Below are 19,685 nucleotides of genomic sequence, written 5' to 3'. Positions count from 1 at the left end.
TGCTCGCTGCATCGTGTGACTGGCTTACCGCTCTCCCTCACCCTGCCCCTTCGTCTGCAAACCATAACGCTTGAGCTTTTCATACAACGTGGCTTTCGGCACATGCAGCGCCTCGGCCGTCGCCGCGACATTGCCTTTGCTGTGATCCAACGCCTCTTGCAGCACCGCACGCTCGAAGCGCTCCACCTGCTCCTTGAGCGGCAGCGGTGCATGTGAATCGTCTTGCGGCGCGCTCGCCACCCCCAGCACCAGACGGTCCGCCGCGTTGCGCAGCTCACGCACGTTGCCCGGCCAGTCCGACTGCATCAGCTCCTGGCGCATACGCTCCGTCACCAGCGGCGCAGGCCGCCCGTAACGCACCGCCGCGTCCAGCAGAAAGTGCTCGAACAGCGGCACGATGTCTTCGCGTCGTTCACGCAACGGCGGCAACGCCAGCGTCACCACATTCAAGCGGTAATACAAGTCGCGCCGGAACGTGCCCTCACGCACCAGTTGCTCCATATCGCCCTTGGCCGCCGCGACCACGCGGCAATCCACGCGAATTATCTGATTCGATCCAAGCCGCTCAAGCACACCGTCCTGTAACACGCGCAGCAGCTTGACCTGCAACGTTGCCGGCATGCTCTCGATTTCGTCGAGGAATAGCGTGCCGCCCGACGCATGCTCCAGCTTGCCGATGCGCCGCTTGGCCGCGCCCGTGAACGCGCCGACTTCGTGACCAAACATCTCGCTCTCGAAGATCGCTTCCGGCAACGCCCCGCAATTGAGCGCAACGAACGGCGCATCGCGGCGCCGCGACAGCTCATGCAAGCTGCGCGCAACTAACTCCTTGCCCGTGCCGGTATCGCCGTTGATCAGCACCGGCGCATCCGTCATGGCGACGTTGGCAATCAGCGTGCGCATGGTCTCCATCGACGGGCTGCGTCCGATGATGCGCGACGCACGTCCGCCCTGCTCCGCCAGTTCCCGGCGCAGTGCCTGGTTCTCCAGCATGAGCTTGCGCGTCTCGAGCGCACGTTTGGCCGATTCGATGAGGCGATCCGGCGCAAACGGTTTTTCGATGAAATCGTAAGCGCCGTCGCGAATCGCCTGCACGGCCATCGAAATGTCGCCGTGCCCGGTCACGAGAATCACCGGCACTTCTGGCGCATGCTGGCGCAGATGCGCGAGCAACTCCAGCCCGCTCATGCCGATGAGTCGAATGTCGGAGACCACGATGCCGGCAAAGTCCGGCGTGATGCGCTCGCGCGCCGCTTCGGCCGACGCGAGTCCGAATGCGTCCAGTCCTGCGAGTTGCAAGCTTTGCAGCGTCGCGCGCCGCACGAGTTCGTCGTCTTCGACGAAGAGAATTTGCAGGTTCTTGTACATCATTCGATTACCCCGCTGGCGCGAGGTACGCGGCGCAGCGTCACGAGAAATTCCGCACCACCGCCCGGTACATTACGCGCGACCAATTGGCCGCCGTTTTCCTGAGCGATGGACGATGAGATGGCGAGTCCGAGTCCCATACCCTGACCACCCTCCTTGGTACTGAAAAACGGTTCGAACAGACGCGGAATATGCGCCTCTGCGATGCCGGGTCCGTTGTCGCGCACATAAATGCGCACCCACTGATCATCCGCATCGACATCGATCCAGATCGAGGGCTGCGCCTGCGGTTGCGGCACACTCACCACGGCGTCGATGGCGTTACCCACCACATTGATCAACACCTGCTCAAGCCGCAGACTCTCACAAGCCACCTGCACGTCGGTGAGCCCTTCGGCGAACGTCTCCGTCACCTGAATCCCCGCCATACGCCCGCGCAACAACATCATGGTGTTATCGAGCGCGCGGCGTACCGATGCCTCGCTGTCACCCCGTCGTGCGCGTCCGGCAAACAGTCGTAACTGGCCCGTGATGCGGCCCATGCGATCGGTGAGCGATGCAATCGCTTCAAGGTTCTCGCGCGCCGCGCCGTACTCCTCGCGATCGAGCAACACGCGCGTGTTATCCGAGAAACTGCGCAGCGCGGAGAGCGGCTGATTCAATTCATGCGTGATACCGGCCGCCATCTGCCCGAGCGCCACTAGTTTCGACGCCTGCACCAGTTCGCTCTGCGCATCGCGCAATTCATGCTCGGTGCGCGAGCGCTCCTGCACTTCGGTCTGCAACCGCTCATTGGCCGATTGCAGATCGGCCGTGCGTTCAGCCACACGCTCGCCCAACTCCGCGTACGCCGATTGCAGCAGTTCGCGGCTCTTCAACATATCGCGCACCCGCTGACGACGCTGATTCCACGCCACGCCCAGCAAACACGTGAACGCCGCCAGACACGCCGCCGCCACCGCCGCAATGCGTGCGTTGGCAATCACCTGATCGAGCGGCGCGAAATACATCAGCGTCCAGTCGGGTTCGCCAAGCTTGCGCTGCACGGCAAGAAAACGCCGCGTCTTGCCAGCCCCACGCCCGTCGCGCACGGTCACGACTTCGCCATCGGCATCCAAGCGCTCGTCGGCACTCCAGTTCAGCGGTGTGATGTGCTGGTTGTAATACTGCCGTGTGCTCTCCAGCGCCGCCGTCACCTCCGGGGTCAACGGCGCGAGCGCGCGATACTGCCAGCGCGGCTCTGACGACAGAAACACGACGCCATGATCGTCGGCCACCACCACGGGCTCGGATGCATCCGCCCCGGCACGCTGAAACCATTCCAGATTCAGTTTGACGACGACCACGCCCTGAATCTTGCCGTCGACCAGAATCGCCTGCGACACGAAGTAGCCCGGCTCGCCGGACGTAGTACCCACACCGTAAAACCGCCCCAGCCCGCCGCCGATCGCGTCGATGAAATACGGCCGGAAGCGGTACTCCTGTCCGACGAACGTGGCCTTCTCACGCCAGTTACTGGCCGCGAGTGCCAGCCCCTTGGCATCGATGACATACGCCGCCGACGCCTTCGCGCGCTGATTCACATCGAACAGATAGTCGTTGGCGCGCTGCACCACCGCGCGGTCCTCGGGGTGCAGCAGCAAGTCGTGCACATACGGATGCAGCGAAAGCAGATACGGCAGGAATTCGTAGCGGTCGACGGTGCTGCGCAAGCTACCGGCGTAGCGCTCCACGCGCGCACCGGCGTTCACGCGCAGGTCGGCCACGCCGCGCTGCCAGCTCAGCGCATACGTCAACCAGCAAAACAGCGTGCTCACCACCAGCATGGCGGCGATCCACATCCAACGGCGCATCGGCACAGTCCTCTCGAGTTCGATCGGGACTTCGTCGCGCCGGCGGTCCGCAGGGCTCACGTGCGATGCGATCGCTCCCAGCGGGAGGTCGCTCTGATGTGCGCGGATCGAGTTGTCTTGCGGGGTGGCCATTGTTGGCGGTGTTACGCCTCTTGCATTGCCGGTTCAGGCGATGACGGCAGGCAGCGTGCGGGCGCACTGCCTGCCGTCATCGCGGAACCAAAGGACCACCGGGCGGCGAAGCTCAGGCGCTATTGTGCCTGTGCCGCACCGCCCGGTGGCGAATGTTCCCGGCAGCGGAGTCTAGGGTTTTCGCCTGCCCCCGCCGCCGGCTGGCCGTCAGGCCAGCTCAGGACCCTTCTTGCCCGACATCGCTTCGGCGAGCTTCTTGCGGTCCAGTTCCTTTTCCCAGGCCGACACAACGATCGTGGCAACGCCGTTGCCGCAGATGTTCGTCAGAGCACGGCACTCGCTCATGAAGCGATCGATACCGAGAATCAGCACCATCCCGGCGACCGGAATCGTCGGAATCACGGCGAGCGTTGCGGCCAGCGTGATGAAGCCGGCGCCGGTCACGCCCGAGGCGCCCTTCGAGGTCAGCATCGCCACGGCGAGCAGCGTGAGCTGTTGGCCCCAGGTCAGATCGATGTTCGTCGCCTGCGCGATGAAGAGCACGGCCATCGTCATGTAGATGTTCGTGCCGTCCAGATTGAACGAGTAACCGGTCGGGATCACCAGACCCACCACCGACTTCGAGCAACCGGCCTTTTCCATCTTTTCCATCAGGTGCGGCAGCGCAGCTTCCGACGAGCTCGTACCCAGCACGATCAGCAGCTCTTCCTTGATGTAAGCGAGGAAGCGGAAGATCGAGAACCCGGTGAACTTGGCGATCAGCCCCAGCACGACGATCACGAACAGGAACGACGTCAGGTAGAACGTGCCCATGAGCTTAGCGAGCGGCACCAGCGACGCGATACCGTACTTGCCGATCGTGAAGGCCATTGCACCGAAGGCACCCAGCGGGGCGACCTTGGTGATGATGTGCACCACACGGAACAGCACGCCCGAGACGCTGTCGATCCAGCCCGTCACCACGCGGCCGCGCTCACCGATCATGCCCAACGCGGCACCGAACAGCACAGCGATCACGAGGATCTGGAGAATCTCACCCTTGGCGAACGCATCGGTAATCGTGTTCGGAATCAGGTGCAGCAGGAAGTCGACGAACGTGTCGCCATGCGCTGCCTTTTCGGCGTAGCCGGCGATCGCCTTCGGATCGAGCGAGTTGATGTCGACGTTGAAGCCGGCACCCGGCTTCAGGATGTGCGTGGCCATCAGACCGATGACCAGTGCGAGCGTCGAGACGACTTCGAAGTAGATCAGGGCCTTACCACCCACGCGGCCGACCTTCTTCATGTCTTCCATGCCGGCAATACCGGTCACGACGGTACAGAAGATCACCGGGCCGATGATCATCTTGATCAGCTTGATGAACGCATCGCCGAGCGGCTTCATCTGCACGGCCAGATCGGGCTTGAAATGGCCGAGCAGCACGCCGATGACGATGGCGATCAGCACCTGTACGTACAGGATGCGATAAAAGGGTTTCTTGGTCTTCGTTTGCATGTTGTTTCCTCTTCAGGCGGCGGGGCAAGCCACCACCCTTGTTATTAATCTGCGGTGACCCCGCGGATCTCGCTTTGCGCGAAGCGCATTTGCTCCTCCATCACCATCTGGGCCAGCTCCTTCTTCAATTCATTGAATTCGCTGCCTGCCGTGTCGCGCGGGCGCGGCAATTCGATTGCCATGTCCCGCTTGACCGTGCCCGGCCGGTACGTCATGACGACGACCCGGTCGGCCAGATAGATCGACTCCTCGATGCTGTGTGTGACGAAAATGATCGTCTTCTTGAATTCCTCCCAGATGCGCAGCAGCTCGTCTTGCAACGTCCGACGCGTGAGCGCGTCGAGCGCGCCGAACGGCTCGTCCATGAGCATGATCGGGCTGTCGAGCGCCAGTACGCGGGCAATCGCCACACGCTGACGCATGCCACCCGACAGATCGCGCGGAAACCGCTCGCGGAACTCGCGCAAATTGAGTTTGCCCAGCAGCAAGTCCACGCGCTCGTTGATCTCGGCGCGCTTCATGCCCTTGATTTCCAGTCCGAACGCAATGTTTTGCGCGACGGTCATCCACGGAAACAGTGCGTACTCCTGGAACACCATGCCGCGGTCCGGCCCCGGTTCGGCGGCTGCATCGGCGCGGCCATCGATACGAATCGCACCCGAGGTAGGCTGCACGAAGCCGGCCAGCGCGTTGAGCAACGTCGACTTGCCGCAGCCCGAAGGCCCCAGCAGGCAGACGAACTCTCCCGTACCGATCTTCAGGTCGATGTTCTTGAGCGCATCGACGGTGCCGCCGGGAACGGCGAACTGTTTGTTGACGTGTTCGATTTCGATCAGCATGTCGTTCGCCTCACTTGGTTTCCAGACCACGATGCCACTTGAGCAGGTGGTTATTGAGACGATCCATGCCCAGATCGATCACCAGACCGAGCAGGCCGATGGTCAGCATGCCGGCGATGATCTTGTCGGACCACATGTACTCGCGCGCTTCCAGAATGCGGTAGCCGAGGCCGTTGTTCACGGCAATCATCTCGGCCACGATCACCACGATGAAAGCGGTACCGATACCGATGCGAATGCCCGACAGGATGTACGGCGTCGCCGCCGGCATGATCACGCGACGGAAGATCGTGAACTGGCCGGCACCGAGGTTGCGTGCCGCGCGCAGATAGATGCCGTCGACGTGGCGCACCCCGGCGATCGTGTTCATCAGCACCGGGAAGAACGCCCCGAGCGCGATGAGGAAGAACGCCGGCGGGTTGCCGAGACCGAACCACAAAATGGCCAGCGGGATGTACGCGATCGGGGGAATCGGGCGCACCACCTGCACCAGCGGGTTGAACAGGCCGTAAATACGGGGGCTCGTGCCCATGAGCAGACCGAGCGGCAGGGCAATCACCGTGCCGACCAGAAAGCCCATGATCACGCGATAGAGACTGTTGGCCGCATCGGTGAGCAATTCGCTCGAATGCAGCCACGCGCCGAAGCCTTCAGCCATCGTCACCGTCGGCTTGAGGTACTGCCACCACTTGGCCACGACGGCGAGCGGCGAAGGAAGAATGATCGGGTTGATCCACTCCAGGCCGGTGACGATCTGCCAGATCACCACGACCGAGAGCGGAATCAACACGCCGCGTAGCGCGCGCGAGGAGCGCGTGCCGGAAGACGCCATAACAGCTGCCACTAGTGACCTCGCCTTACTTGATGTTCAGCTTGGTCTTGGCATTGGCGAGCAGGTCGAGCTTGACCCAGTCGTTAGCCTTCGGCACCGGATCTTGCAGCTTGCCCACGCCGTACTGCTTCATCAGGTCGGTGGTCAGTTGCACGTGCGAGGTGCTCAGATCGTAGCTATACGGCGAGTTGCCGATGGCGTCGGTGAAGTCCTGCTGCGTGATCTGGTTCTTGAACATGTCTTCACGCACGTACTTCTCGGCCGCTTGCGGGTTCTTGATGAAGTAGTCGGTCGCTTCGACGAAGGCGTACATCAGGCGCTGCGCGACGTCCGGCTTTTCTTTGTAGAGCTTTTCGGTGATCACGAGCGCACGCACCGGCTCGCCGATGGGCGTGTCGTACGGCTTGAGCATTTCGACGCCGAAGCCCTTGTTGATGGCTTGCGAAGCTTGCGGCTCCGACTGGCACATGGCGTCGATGCTGCCGGCGGCGAGGGCCTGATTCAGGTCGGCATAGGCCATGAACAGGATCTGCACGTCTTTGGCACCCGGCTGATCCGACCACGTGAGGCCGGCCTTGGCCAGTTCTGCGTAGAGAATGAGTTCCTGCGCGCCGCCACGGGCCACGCCAACCTTCTTGCCCTTGAGATCGGCCACCTTGGTGACGGCGATGCCCTTCTTCGACACCAGTCGCACGCCGCCCTTGGCGAAACCTGCCACTGCATAGATCGGCGCCCCCTGCGCACGACCTGCGATAGCGGCGTCAAGCGCGCTTGCCGACACGTCGATCTGACCGGCCACGATCGCCGGCATGATGTCCACGCCCTTCGCGAACATGCGCTCTTCGATCTTCAGGCCGTACTTCGGGCCAATCACTTTCATGTACGACACCGCGCCGTAGTGGGCGAACTTCAGGTTGCCCAGACGCACCAGATCGTCGGCGAAAGCGTGCAGCGAAACCGCGCACAAGGCCGCGGCGGCAAGACATTGCTTGAACATAAGGTCTCCTCTCTTATTAGATCGGCTTGCGCGTTATCGGGAATCCAGACAACGCAGCAGCACGCGCGTTAGAAAGCAATAGTCATGCCAGCAAGTTATGTCTTTGATTTATTTGAGAGAAAGTGTGGAAAACCCGATGGTCGGGTATACGGAAATCCGGAAAAACGCGGAATATTGTTTCTGGATTTCCAGAATTTCGAATGAAATCGGGAAATTACGCGAAGCGGATGGGGGCAAACCCCGAGACTGCGGCCGCACAACGCAACGATGAAAAATCCGTCGTGGGTGGATGGCGTGACGACGGGCCGACGCTGTCGAAGCGCCGGCCAATCAGGACAATGGCAACGGCCGGGTGCCCGGCGGCCTCAGGCCGAGAGCACTTCCGGCACTTGCACCTGATAACCCAACTCGGCGGAGATTTCCGCAGCGCAGGTCGACAGACGCGACGAGATGTCCGGCAGCAACGCACGCGTCATGCGCGAGGACGGGCCCGACGCCGACAGCGATGCAATCACTTCGCCCGACGCATCACGCACCGGCACGGCAACCGACACAGCCTCAGGCGCGAGTTCACCGAAGCTCACAGCGCAGTCTTGCGTACGCACGTTGAGCAGTTCCGCCGCCAGTTCGTCACGCTCGATCAACGTGCCGGCCGTGAAGCGTTTGCGCGGGCGGCCCAGCACCTGCGCGCGCACGTCGTCCGACGCAAACGCGAGCAGCACGCGGCCCGACGCACCAACGTACAGCGGGCGGCGATTGCCGACCACGCCGTGCACGCGCAGTTCGTGGGTCGATTCCACGCGGGCGACGCACAGCGACTCAAGGCCATCGCGCACACGCAGTTGAATGTTTTCGTTGAGCGCGCGGTTGAGCGACTGGATATGGCGATGCGCCACCTTCACCAGATTCACCTGCTCGTGGCCGGCCACGCCCAGCACCAGCGCTTGCGCACCGAGCACGTAGGTAACGGGGCTGCCCTCTCGCACGACCCAGCGATGCTGTTCGAGCGTCGCCAGCAGGCGAAAGGCACGCGACTTGTTCAGGCCGGCACGTTGCGCCAATTCCGTCACACCCAGACCGGGGCACTCCCCGACCAGCGACAGCAGCGAAAGCGCCGTGTCGACCGAAGCGACTGTGTAGTCCATCAAGCTTCCTCGCTATGTTGTTCGGCATACGCGGCGAGCGCCGCCGCAAATTGCCCAAGTTGCGATTGCAGCGACGAGAAACCTTCATGCTTCTCATCGCGTGATTCGTTCATGTAAAGCGCCCGGTTCAGCTCAATCTGCACGCTGTGCCGGCGCTCTGCGGGCCGGCCAAAGTGGCGCACGATGTCGCCACCGCGATAAGGCGTGTTGTAGGCGACGCGAAAACCCAGTCGCGTGAACTCGTCCACAAGCCATTGCGAGAACGTGGGATCGGCTGTGGTGCCGTCGTAGTCGCTCACGATCACGTCAGCGCGCGACATCCCGGCATCGGGGTCGAGTGCGCCGCCGCGCGAGCTCATGGAGTGGCAATCGAGATGCCAGACCACGCCGTATTCGTTGCGGGCGGCATCGAGCGCGTCGCGCAACGCCTGACGGTAGGGCAGGTAGTAATCATTGATGCGGCGCTCGACCTCGGCCACGCTCAGGCGGCGGTCGTAGAGCGGCACGTTCGGCGCGGCAAAGCGGTGCAGCAGGCCGACACCCCGTTCGCTATACGCCTCGGGGCGCGCATCGTGCGGCCACAGGCTCGCGATCAACTCGGGGTCAAGGTCGTGAACGGCGCGATTCGGGTCGATATAAGCCCGCGGGAAGAGCGCAGCAACAAGCGTCGCACCGTGTTGCGTGACGATGGACCACAGTTCGTCGACGTAGGCATCGCCGCACGCATGAATGGCTGCCGTGGGCGCAATGGTGTCGAAGTCAGGCGGGAACACCTGGCCGCTGTGCGGTGCGTCGAAGACCAGCGGCAGGCGGCACAATTGCCCCCCTCGCCCGGCTTGCGGCGCTTCCACAAAATATCGGCCCTCGGTGACCTGACGGGACATGCCGTCTCCTCGCGTACGTTCGGAACGCTCGCCCACAGATAGCGAGCTCTTTGTTTTGACCAGCAAAACAAGGTTTCAATATTCTGAAACAACGCCGAGGGGGCGACAAGGTGATGGTTGTTACAACATATTTCGGCACGGCTGCCGGTGAGTTACCTATGCGGGCCTGTCGATTACCCGAAGTTGCCGGTAGAACGGCCAGCGTTCGACAGGTTTTGGCTGCGGTCGCGGGCGTTTCGTGAGCGTATTACGTGATGAACCGAGCGATGTCTGTGATGGCTCGTAATGACTTTTCCGGCGTCTGCCATACGTCGGCGCTCGAAATACGACTACCCGCGTCTGGCCACGTCCGATCACTCTGCGCAGGTTATAGGCTTCGCCCAATAAAAAAGCGGACTGTCCGGGGACAGTCCGCTGCTTTTTTGCTTCGACTTGCTTCGGGCTTTGGCCCGACGGCATGCCCGTCGCGTTGGCCTCAGATAGCGTCGGCCACACCGGCTTCGTGCGCCTGCACGTCCGCGTGATAGCTCGAACGCACCATCGCGCCCACCGCAGCGTGCGTGAAGCCCATCTTGTAGGCCTCTTCCTCGAACATCTTGAAGGTGTCCGGGGTCACGTAGCGACGCACTGCGAGGTGGTGTTCCGACGGCTGGAGATACTGGCCGATCGTCAGCATGTCGACGTTGTGGGCACGCAGATCGCGCATCACTTCCAGAATTTCCTCATCCGTCTCGCCCAGACCGACCATCAGGCCCGACTTCGTCGAGACGTCCGGATGCGCGGCCTTGAATTCCTTGAGCAACGTCAGCGAATGCTGATAGTCCGAGCCCGGACGCGCTTCCTTGTACAGACGCGGCACCGTTTCGAGGTTGTGGTTCATCACATCGGGCGGGGCGGCATTGAGGATGCCCAGCGCACGGTCCAGACGCGCACGGAAGTCCGGCGTCAAGATTTCGATACGGGTCTGCGGCGACAGCTCGCGCACATGACGAATGCAATCGACAAAGTGTTGGGCACCGCCGTCGCGCAGGTCGTCACGGTCGACACTCGTGATCACCACGTACTTCAGGCGCATCGCCGCGATGGTCTTCGCGAGGTTCAGCGGTTCGTCCACGTCGAGCGGGTCCGGGCGGCCATGGCCCACGTCGCAGAACGGGCAACGGCGCGTGCACTTGTCACCCATGATCATGAACGTGGCCGTGCCCTTACCGAAGCACTCGCCGATATTCGGGCAGCTCGCCTCTTCACACACGGTGTGAAGGTTGTGCTCGCGCAGAATCTGCTTGATCTCGTAGAACCGCGACGTGTGCGTCGCCGCCTTCACGCGAATCCAGTCCGGCTTCTTCAACCGCTCGATCGGCACGATCTTGATCGGGATGCGCGCGGTCTTGGCTTGCGACTTTTGCTTGGCGGTGGCGTCGTATTCGCCATCGATCGTGCGAACTTCCTTGCTCGCGGTGTCGTTCACGGTGGTGGTCATGATGGGGCTTTCCAGGCGTCCATTCAGGCGGCGGCGTTCGCGCTGGCTGCTGCGTCTGCGTGGGGCGCAGAGTCGGCAGGTGGCGCGGCATCGGCCGACGCGGGGTGCTGTTCGAGGTGATGGCCGAGTTGCTGCGCCAGTCGCGCGGCCACTTCGTCCCAGCGGGGGGCCACGCCGAGCGTGGCCATGTCTACGGTTTGCAAACCGGCGTAACCGCACGGATTGATCCAGTCGTACGGGCGCAAATCCATCGCGACGTTCAGCGACACGCCGTGATAACTGCATCCGTTGCGGATTTTCAACCCAAGAGCGGCGATTTTCGCGCCAGCATGCGCTTCGGTGCCGTCGCCCGAGCTCACATAGATGCCCGGCGCGCCAGCCCGGCGCTCAACAGCGAGATTATACGCTCCAAGGGTATCAATCACCGCCTGCTCGATCAGCCGCACCAGTTCGCGCACGCCAAGCTTGCGGCGGCGCAGGTCCACGAGCAGATAAATCACTACCTGGCCGGGCCCGTGATACGTGATTTGGCCGCCACGGTCGACTTTGACGAGGGGGATGCCGCTATCGGCGATAAGCAGGTGAGCCGGGTCGCCGGCGAGCCCCAACGTATAAACGGGGGGATGCTGGACGATCCAGAGTTGATCCGGGCCGTGCGCGCCACGCGCATCGGTGTAGGCGCGCATGGCGTCGAACGATGTGGCGTAGTCTTCGGTGCCGCGCCAGCACACTTCGATCGGGGAGGTCATGAACGCGATTTTAACGAAACCCGCCGCGTCTTGCTCGGACCGACGCGGCGAAGTTCACGCTCAGGCCGTACTTGCCTTCTTGGCTGCCTTCTTCACAGGCGCCGCGCCCAGCCCGCGCGCGTAACACCCGGCGGCGACCAGAATCATCACCCCGCCCAGCCATTGGGTCGGGTGCAGCACGATGCCAAACGCCAGAAAATCGACGGCCACCGCCACCACCGGATACACGAACCCGAACACGGCGAGGCTCGATGTCGACGCCTTCTGGAACGCGCCATACAGCAGCAAGTACATGAATGTCGTGTGGAACAGGCCCAACGTGACGATCGCGCCCACCTGACGCGGCCCGCCCGGGAGATGCCCAAAATCGGCCATCCACACAAACACCACCGCGCCGATCACCATATGCAGCGCGGCAATGATTTCTGGCCGAAGGGTGCCGGCCAGCTTCTTGGTGAACAACGTGGTTGCCGCGTAGAGCGATGCCGCCGCCAGCGCACTCGCTACGCCGAGCAGGTAGCCCGCACCGTGCGCACCGCCCGGCTCGGCCAGAATGACCAGACCCGCAAACGCCAGACCGAGAAACCCGAGCGTCGCCATGGACGGCCGCTCACGTGTGATGATCGCGCTCGCCATAACCAGCAGGAATGGCTGCACGTTGTAGACCACCGTCGTGATGCCCACGGATGTCAGCTTGTAAGCGCTGAACAGGAAAAACCAGTTCGACACGAGGGTAATCGCCCCGAGCGTCACGTTCACGATCTGCCAGCGCGCGAGACGCAACCCGCGCCAGTAGCCGCGATAGGCACACCACAGGCACAGACTGGCCGCGCCGATCAGGCACCGGAAGAACACCACATTGAGCGCCGGCTGTCCGGACATCAGCACGAAGTAGCCGATCGTGCCGGAAATCACCATCGCAGCAACCATCAGCCAGCGGCCCAGACGCTCGTCAGCGTGGGCGTCCGGCGCGCCTTGCCCCGTATTGCCGGGCTTAGTCGGCGTGGAAGCGGCTGGCGGGGAAACGGCCGGTGTCGTGCGAGCCGGCGTAGAACCTTGCGTCATTCAGTCAAATCTCCCGCTATCGCAGCGTATTTTCGTTTGATTATTGCGCGCCTTGATGTGAATTCAATTGACATCAAGTGAATGTTTAAAACGACTCACGCCTTCCGCAGCATCATCTGCCGCGAGAACGCGTGAAGTTTGACGGTTGTGGCAAAGCCATGAGGGCCGGTGGCCCGCAGGCCTATCAGGCGGCAGATGCGCAGGAATTCGCCTCACGTGCCGCACGACGTCCGGCCAGCCAGCGGCGCAACTCGCGCACCAGCGGGAAACGATGCGCCACTTCGCGCTCCAGCTCAGCCTCGGCGCCGTCGTCCGACGACACCCAGTAACGGCGTCCCGGCTCCACAGCGAGGCGCTGCCCCGGCATCAGCCAGTAATCGCGCGGATCGCCCGCCCGCGTTACCCAGACTGCCGCGCCGCGTGCGACGAGCGTATGCTCATGGTGCAAGTCGAGACTGACGACTTCGCCCGGCCGGATGCCGTAAAAATACTGGACCTTTGTCAAATTGTTTTGCATTTTACGACCCCCACTCAGTGCGAGACAATGACTGAATCATAGGGACTGCCAAGCGCTTAACCAAACGACATATTTTCACGGCCTTGCGAATAAAGCTCACATGGATCTTCGGAGACTTCCCAATCTGAGTGCTCTGCGCGCGTTCGAAGCGGCTGCGCGTCTGGAGAGTTTCTCCCGCGCGGCCGAGGAGCTGTTCGTCACGCACGGCGCCATCAGCCACCAGATTCGCGCGCTGGAGCAGGAACTGGGCACGCAGTTGTTTGCCCGCAACGGCAAACGCATCAGCCTGACGGCCGCTGGCCGGCAGTACGCGGTGTCGATCCGGGCTGCGCTCGGCGATATCGCTCAGGCCACCCGTAAGTTGCAGGCAGGGACTCGCAGCGAGCGGCGATTGGTGCTCACCACCATGCCGTCGTTCGCCAGCCGTTGGCTCACGCCACGCATCGGGCGCTTCATCGACCGTCATCCCGAACTCGAAGTGGAGTTGCGTTGCAGCGCCGAGCTGATCGATTTCGAGCGTGACGACGTCGACATCGCCCTGCGCATGGGCAAGGGCAACTGGCCCGGCCTGCATATCGAAAAAGTGCTCGAAGACGTGTTCTTTCCTGCCTGCGCGCCGTCCTACAACAGCGGACGTCTGCCCCAGTCGGCGGCGGAGTTGCGGCACAGCACGTTGCTACGCTCGGAAGGGGAACCGTGGTCGCCGTGGTTTGCTGCGGCCGGCTTCGATATCCCCGAGCCGACGCAGGGCATGATGTATCAGGATTCGGGGATGCTCTCGCAAGCGGCCATCGTCGGTCAAGGCGTGGCGCTCGTGCGGCGATCGCTGGCGGTGGGCGACATCATGGCTGGGCGGCTGGTGCGCCTGTCGGATGTCGATACGCCGTGCGAATGGGATTACTACTTCGTGTGCCCGCCGGGGGTGCTGGAAACGCAGCGCGTGCAAGCATTTCGCACGTGGTTTCTGGAGGAAATGGCCGCTTTTGAGGCTGTGATGCATATGCAGCGCCGCCCGGCACAGGCGAGCCCTGAAGCGCTCGCAGCAGGCATGGCGTCTACCGCAGGCACGTTGACGACAGACGCTCAGTTGGGGCTGGCACCGGCGCTACCGCCGGACGACGGCGCGCCGACCCACGCGTGAATGCTGCCTGAGCACGGCAAGAGTACCGCGCCACGCGCAGGGCGCGTGGCGTGTCGCCCGACATTTCAACCGCGTTACAGCACGACCTTGACCATCGGGTGGCCGGTGAGTGCGCGATAGATATCGTCGAGGTGGGCCTTCGAGTGGGCCCGCACCGTGACCGTCAGGCCGAGGTAGTTACCCGAGCTGGACGGACGCATCTCGACGGTAGCGGCATCGAACTCGGCATCGAACTCGCGCAGCACTGCCACGATGGCATCGGCAAAATCCGGCTGCATCTTGCCCATCACCTTGATGGGAAAGTCGCACGGAAACTCCAGCAGACTTTCTTTCTTTTCCGGCGTCATAGCGCCTCCTTGGCTCGCTGATAAGCCGCATACAGTGCGCGGAAGACCGGGCCCGGCTTGCCGTCGCCCACCGGCTTGTCGTCCAGACGCACGACCGCCAGCACTTCCTTGGTCGCCGACGTGATCAGCAGCTCGTCGGCGTTACGCACTTCCTCTTCACTGACCGGGCGCTCGTAGAACGCCACGCCACATTCCTTGGCAAAGGCTTCGAGCGCGCCGTAGCGAATGCCTTCCAGAATGCGATTATCACGCTGCGGCGCAAACATTTCACCGCCCTTGATCACCCACACATTACTCGACGACGCCTCGGTCAGGCAGCCATCGCGAAATTGCACCGTCTCCTGCACATCGTGATCGGCCGCGTATTGCGCCATCAGGACGTTGCCCAGCAGCGAGGTCGACTTGATGTGGCAATTGAGCCAGCGACGGTCTTCGTGGGTCACGGCGCCCACGCCGTGCTCGACCTTCTCGCGCGACGGCAACGTGAGCGGCGTAGCCATGCCGAACACGGTCGGCGTGATGTCCTTCGGGAACGTGTGCTGACGCGGCGCCACGCCACGCGTGACCTGAACGTACACGCTGTGCGGGTCGGCGGCACACGTGGCCGACAGGCGCGCGAAGAGCGCTTCCCATTCGGCACGGGTATACGGGTTGGCGATACGAATCTCGGCGAGGCTGCGCTCAAGGCGATCGAGGTGCTGCGCCAAACGGAACGGCTTGCCGTGGTAGACAGGCACGACTTCGTAAATGCCGTCGCCGAACAGGAAACCGCGATCGAGAACGGAAATCTTCGCGTCACTGAGCGGGATCAGTTCGCCATTGAGCCAGACGGTGGGGTTGTCCATGTTTGCAGGGGGCGCGTGTCGCGCACGACTAAATTGCAAAACGCGCCCCTGGGGCGCGCCTCGCGTTTGCCGGCCTGACCTGACCGGCGAGGCGCCGATCCGTCATGCGGTTCGGCCATACCCCCGTGCCGCGACGCGCAGGCGTCAGGACACGGGATCGTCCTTACTTCTTCATGAACATCAAACGCAGCGCATCCCATGCGCGGCCGATGAAGCTGGCTTGCGCCACGTCGGCCAGCGCCACGACCGGGAATTCGGCCAGTTGCTTGCCGTCGGCCATGACCTTGACGGTACCGACCTGCGCGCCGTTCGCGATCGGGGCGATCAGCGGCTCACGCAGTTCAAGCTGCGGCTTGATCTTGTCGGCCACGCCCTTCGGCACGGTGATGAAAGTGTCCTTCTTCACGCCGATCTTCAGCTCGCTTTCCTTGCCCTTCCACACCTTGGGCGTGGCCACGACCTGATTCGCGCCATAGACACGCAGCGTGTCGAAGTTCTGATAGCCGTAGTTCAGCGCCGAGAGGCTGTCCTGCACGCGTGCGCGCTCGGTCGGCTCACCCACCACGACCGACAGCACGCGGCGGTTCACGCCGGGCGTGCCCGGCAGCGGACGCGAAGCCGTCGACACGAGGCAGTAACCCGCTTCCTTCGTGTGGCCGGTCTTCAGGCCATCGACGGTCGGGTCGAGCGACAGCAGACGATTGCGGTTCGGCTGGCGGATGTTGTTGTACGTGAAGCTCTTCTCCGAGTAGATCTTGTAGTACTCGGGGAAGTCTTGAATCATGTGCGTCGACAGCGCGGCGATATCGGCCACCGTCGTGTAGTGCTGCGGATCGGTCAGACCGTCGACGTTCGTGTAGTGCGTGTTCTTCAGGCCAAGACGCTGCGCAGCACGGTTCATCAGTTCGACAAAGCCCGGCTGCGAGCCGCCGATGAGTTCGGCCAGCGCGATGGACGCGTCGTTACCCGATTGAATGATCATGCCGTACACCAGATCGTGTACGGAGACCGGCTTGCCCGCTTCGATGAACGTGCGCGACTCGTCGCGGCCCACCTTGCGTACCGACTCGCCCGGAATGACCGTCTGGTCCATCGAAATGCGCTTGTCGCGCAGCGCTTCGAAGACCAGATACGAGGTCATGATCTTCGTGAGCGAAGCCGGCTCCACGCGCGCTTCCGGATCGCCGGCGGCGAGCACCTGACCGCTGGTGACGTCGACGATCGTCCACGCCTTAGCCGACATCGGCGGCGGCGGAATCTGTTGAGCACGGGCCGGGAGTGCAGCAAGCGAGCCACAAGCGACGAGCGCCGCGGCAGCGGCGGCACGGGACAGCGAAGCGTTGAATTTCATTGGCGAAGAGAGAAACGAAGTGAGGCTCAGGGGCATCTGCGCTTGATTGAGCACCGCGCGCACTGTCGCGATTGGAAAAACACGAAAGCGGCACGGTGAAGAGGACAGCGGCACCGAAGTGCCGGTGCCAGGCATGTCGGAAACAATAGACCCGGCATCGCCTGACAGGTTCAGGAACGAATTATACCCGCCGTGATTTGCGTACCCCAGCGTCGGGAGGGTTACCGCCCGAAATCCGTCCGATGTGTGTCAATAGCGCCACGCATCGACCACGATCTGCTTGAGTAGCGGCAGCAGGCCGTGGAAGAAGTGCTCACCGCCCGGAATGACCACCACGGGCAGGGTTTGCGGACGCGCCCAGTCGAGTACCGACTGAAGGGGTACCGTGTCGTCCACTTCGCCGTGAATGACGAGCGTGTCGGCTGGCACGAGTGCGACATCCCAGTTGCTCGCGGCCGTGCCGACGAACACGAGACGTTGCGCGGGGGTACCGGCTTCGGCCAGCGTTTTGGCTACGTGCGAGAGCACGAACGTGCCGAACGAGAAGCCCGCCAGCGCCAGCGGGGGCGTATCCCAGCCCGGCTGCTGGCGCATCCAGTCGATGACGGCCAGCAAGTCGTCGCGCTCGCCAATGCCCTTGTCGTGCTCGCCTTCCGACTTGCCGACGCCGCGAAAATTCGGACGCACGACGGCGTAGCCGAGTTGCACGAAGGCGCGCGCGAGCGTCTGCGCAACCTTGTTGTCGAGCGTGCCGCCGAAGAGCGGGTGCGGATGCGCCACCAGCGTGATGCCGCGCAATTCGCCCGCCGGACGGTCGATGGCGATTTCAATGGCCCCGACCGGGCCGTCGATGGTAAAGCGTTCGGTTTGAGCGTTCATGAGTGATGCGTGACGTGAAGCCTGATGAAAGCGGGTGAGCGGATGAGCGGATGAATCAGAAGCGGATGCGTCCTGCATCGACCCGGCAATGCCCGGACAAGCCGGGATTGGCGGGTAGTCCCTCGAAATCTTCGTAATTCCGGTATTGCCTGATAAGACCCGAACGGGAACGACTCGACGCGGCAGCCGATTACGTGAGTCGATAACGTCAGTCGATGATTTCAGTCGATCAGCAGACGTTCGACGATTTCGCCTTGCGCCAGATGCTTTTCGACGATCTCGTCGATATCGGTCTCATCGATGTACGTGTACCAAGTGCCTTCGGGGTAGATCACGACGACCGGGCCGAGTTCGCAGCGATCAAGGCAACCTGCCTTGTTCACCCGCACTTTGCCGGGGCCGGCCAGCCCGAGCTGTTTGACCTTCTTCTTGGCATATTCCTGCATCGCCTGAGCGTTGCAATTCGCACAAGAAGGCCGGTCCGCGCCCGGTTCGCGCTGATTCAGACAAAAGAAGACGTGATGTTGGTAGTACTGCGCCTGGGTGGCCATGTCGGTCGCTCTGTGGGGGTTGGCAACGTTGTTGCGGGCCATTCTAACCGACCTTCCCGGTGGTGCGCGCCGGCCCGCGATGGCTCGGATCGAACATCGCCAGCAGGTAGATCAGCACCAGATACGGCCACGTCCACGCGAGCCAGCGCGCCAACACGTTGAAGTGCACATAGCGGCCCTGCCGCCACGACTGCAACGCCGCCTCGTAGTACGGGTTAGCGGGCAACAGGTTCACGAAAACCAGCAGAACGATCAGCGCCGCCAGCGCCACGGCCCCGCGCAACACGCGCGGCCCGCGCGCCGCCACCGTCAGCACGAGCGTGCCGACAACGAGCCCATAGATCGCGCCGGTCGTCACCCAGTCGAACGCCTGTGCGGGCGAAAACTGCCACGCCGAGGCAGCGGCCTTGATGGCGAACGCGCTGATGAACATCGCGCAAAGCAACGGCACGCGCGGTGCCCCGCGCCGCATGGCAAGCGTCGCGAGCAGCCCGGCCAGAATGGTGCCGCTGGCCGTCACCACGGTCTCCCACAGCGCATGACTCGCCACGGCGTCGAGGGCCGAGAGGTAGTCCTGCAACTGACCGAGATGCGGCACCCAATCCAGAACGAGATCGGTGATATCCGGGTCTTGCCAGAGCCAGATCTGACGCACCAGATCGCCGTCGCCGAAGAGGAACTGCTGCGGATACGCCTGCGCCCACGGCCACAAGGCCAGCAACACGAGCAACACGCTCGCGTGCCGTTCAAACCATGCAAAGCGCAGATGCCGCAGCCAGCCGCGATCAAGCAACGGACTCGTGAGCGGTACTGCAAGCGCACCCCCGATCAGTGCGCCCAACGCATTCGTTGCGAGATCGACGTTCGAAGCCACACGCGTGGGCAAATACGTTTGCAGGGCTTCCATGCCGCCTGACAGCAGTGTGCCGAGCACAAACGCCGCGAAGACCGCACGCGTGCCGCGCCACGCCGGATGCAACGCCAGCACCGTGAGCATGCCGAGCGGGACATAGCCCAGCACGTTGGTGACGACATCGAACGTCGTCATCCAGCGTGGCAACGGCGCGAACAGATAGTCGAACGGGCCGACCACCGCACGCTGGAATTCGAACGGATACAGGCTCGCGTACGCGATGAGCAAGATCAGGCAAAGCAGCGCCTGACGCGTGAGCGGCGAGGCACGTCGTTGCCAGGGTTTGATGTCCGGCTCGGGCAT

19 protein-coding genes are annotated in these 19,685 nt (G+C 62.9%); 1 reads left to right on the top strand and 18 read right to left on the bottom strand.

The window, feature by feature from the left end; genetic code table 11:
• Window positions 1-24: 24 nt before the first annotated feature.
• The 12 genes from AT302_RS02470 to AT302_RS02415 form a co-directional block, all read right to left on the bottom strand.
• Window positions 25-1,368, bottom strand: coding sequence for a sigma-54-dependent transcriptional regulator (locus tag AT302_RS02470; protein WP_058377059.1), 1,344 nt, complete (start codon window positions 1,366-1,368; stop codon window positions 25-27).
• Window positions 1,368-3,221, bottom strand: a complete 1,854-nt coding sequence (locus AT302_RS02465) for a sensor histidine kinase (protein WP_058380045.1) — start codon at window positions 3,219-3,221, stop codon at window positions 1,368-1,370. The genes AT302_RS02470 and AT302_RS02465 overlap by 1 nt, the downstream gene beginning before the upstream one ends.
• A gap of 339 nt (window positions 3,222-3,560) precedes the next feature.
• Window positions 3,561-4,847 (bottom strand): dicarboxylate/amino acid:cation symporter, encoded by a 1,287-nt coding sequence (locus AT302_RS02460; RefSeq protein WP_058377058.1) that lies wholly within the window; start codon window positions 4,845-4,847, stop codon window positions 3,561-3,563.
• A 44-nt stretch (window positions 4,848-4,891) separates the two neighbouring features.
• Complete coding sequence (locus AT302_RS02455) at window positions 4,892-5,686, bottom strand: ABC transporter ATP-binding protein (protein ID WP_058377057.1); 795 nt, start codon at window positions 5,684-5,686, stop codon at window positions 4,892-4,894.
• A gap of 10 nt (window positions 5,687-5,696) precedes the next feature.
• Complete coding sequence (locus AT302_RS02450) at window positions 5,697-6,518, bottom strand: ABC transporter permease (protein ID WP_058377056.1); 822 nt, start codon at window positions 6,516-6,518, stop codon at window positions 5,697-5,699.
• 25 nt (window positions 6,519-6,543) lie between these two features.
• Window positions 6,544-7,515, bottom strand: a complete 972-nt coding sequence (locus AT302_RS02445; protein WP_058377055.1) for an ABC transporter substrate-binding protein — start codon at window positions 7,513-7,515, stop codon at window positions 6,544-6,546.
• A 365-nt stretch (window positions 7,516-7,880) separates the two neighbouring features.
• Window positions 7,881-8,660, bottom strand: coding sequence for an IclR family transcriptional regulator (locus AT302_RS02440; RefSeq protein ID WP_058377054.1), 780 nt, complete (start codon window positions 8,658-8,660; stop codon window positions 7,881-7,883).
• Window positions 8,660-9,544, bottom strand: a complete 885-nt coding sequence (locus AT302_RS02435) for an N-formylglutamate amidohydrolase (protein ID WP_058377053.1) — start codon at window positions 9,542-9,544, stop codon at window positions 8,660-8,662. The genes AT302_RS02440 and AT302_RS02435 overlap by 1 nt, the downstream gene beginning before the upstream one ends.
• 475 nt (window positions 9,545-10,019) lie before the next feature.
• Window positions 10,020-11,024, bottom strand: a complete 1,005-nt coding sequence (gene lipA, locus AT302_RS02430; protein ID WP_058377052.1) for a lipoyl synthase — start codon at window positions 11,022-11,024, stop codon at window positions 10,020-10,022.
• Window positions 11,025-11,047: 23 nt separating this feature from the next.
• On the bottom strand, window positions 11,048-11,773 hold the full coding sequence (gene lipB, locus AT302_RS02425) for a lipoyl(octanoyl) transferase LipB (RefSeq protein WP_058377051.1): 726 nt from the start codon (window positions 11,771-11,773) through the stop codon (window positions 11,048-11,050).
• Between the two features lie 60 nt (window positions 11,774-11,833).
• Window positions 11,834-12,838 carry a DMT family transporter gene (locus AT302_RS02420; protein ID WP_084655985.1) on the bottom strand — a complete coding sequence of 335 codons (1,005 nt, stop codon included), beginning with the start codon at window positions 12,836-12,838 and terminating at the stop codon, window positions 11,834-11,836.
• Window positions 12,839-13,022: 184 nt separating this feature from the next.
• Window positions 13,023-13,355, bottom strand: coding sequence for a DUF2917 domain-containing protein (locus AT302_RS02415; protein WP_058377049.1), 333 nt, complete (start codon window positions 13,353-13,355; stop codon window positions 13,023-13,025).
• Between the two features lie 100 nt (window positions 13,356-13,455).
• Here AT302_RS02415 and AT302_RS02410 point away from each other — a divergent pair, with 100 nt between their 5' ends.
• Window positions 13,456-14,496: a transcriptional regulator GcvA gene (locus tag AT302_RS02410; RefSeq protein WP_058377048.1), complete on the top strand. Its 1,041-nt coding sequence runs from the start codon at window positions 13,456-13,458 to the stop codon at window positions 14,494-14,496.
• A gap of 74 nt (window positions 14,497-14,570) precedes the next feature.
• On the opposite strand, the gene AT302_RS02405 is transcribed toward AT302_RS02410, so the two are convergent.
• The 6 genes from AT302_RS02405 to AT302_RS02380 form a co-directional block, all read right to left on the bottom strand.
• Window positions 14,571-14,843 (bottom strand): DUF493 family protein, encoded by a 273-nt coding sequence (locus AT302_RS02405; protein ID WP_058377047.1) that lies wholly within the window; start codon window positions 14,841-14,843, stop codon window positions 14,571-14,573.
• A complete protein-coding gene (locus AT302_RS02400) occupies window positions 14,840-15,688 on the bottom strand; it encodes a D-amino acid aminotransferase (RefSeq protein ID WP_058377046.1) in 849 nt (282 codons plus the stop codon). Before AT302_RS02400 ends, AT302_RS02405 begins: the two co-directional genes overlap by 4 nt.
• 163 nt (window positions 15,689-15,851) lie before the next feature.
• Window positions 15,852-17,075, bottom strand: coding sequence for a D-alanyl-D-alanine carboxypeptidase family protein (locus AT302_RS02395; protein WP_058380044.1), 1,224 nt, complete (start codon window positions 17,073-17,075; stop codon window positions 15,852-15,854).
• Window positions 17,076-17,288: 213 nt separating this feature from the next.
• The gene (locus AT302_RS02390; RefSeq protein WP_058377045.1) at window positions 17,289-17,918 is read right to left on the bottom strand and encodes an alpha/beta hydrolase; all 630 of its coding nucleotides are present in this window, start codon (window positions 17,916-17,918) and stop codon (window positions 17,289-17,291) included.
• A gap of 221 nt (window positions 17,919-18,139) precedes the next feature.
• Entirely contained in the window at window positions 18,140-18,469 is a 330-nt protein-coding gene (locus AT302_RS02385; RefSeq protein ID WP_058380043.1) for a (2Fe-2S) ferredoxin domain-containing protein, read from the bottom strand.
• Window positions 18,470-18,512: 43 nt separating this feature from the next.
• Entirely contained in the window at window positions 18,513-19,685 is a 1,173-nt protein-coding gene (locus tag AT302_RS02380) for a VanZ family protein (RefSeq protein WP_058377044.1), read from the bottom strand.

Source organism: Pandoraea norimbergensis, from assembly GCF_001465545.3.
Lineage (GTDB): Bacteria > Pseudomonadota > Gammaproteobacteria > Burkholderiales > Burkholderiaceae > Pandoraea > Pandoraea norimbergensis.
This window is presented reverse-complemented; position numbering and strand designations above follow the sequence as displayed.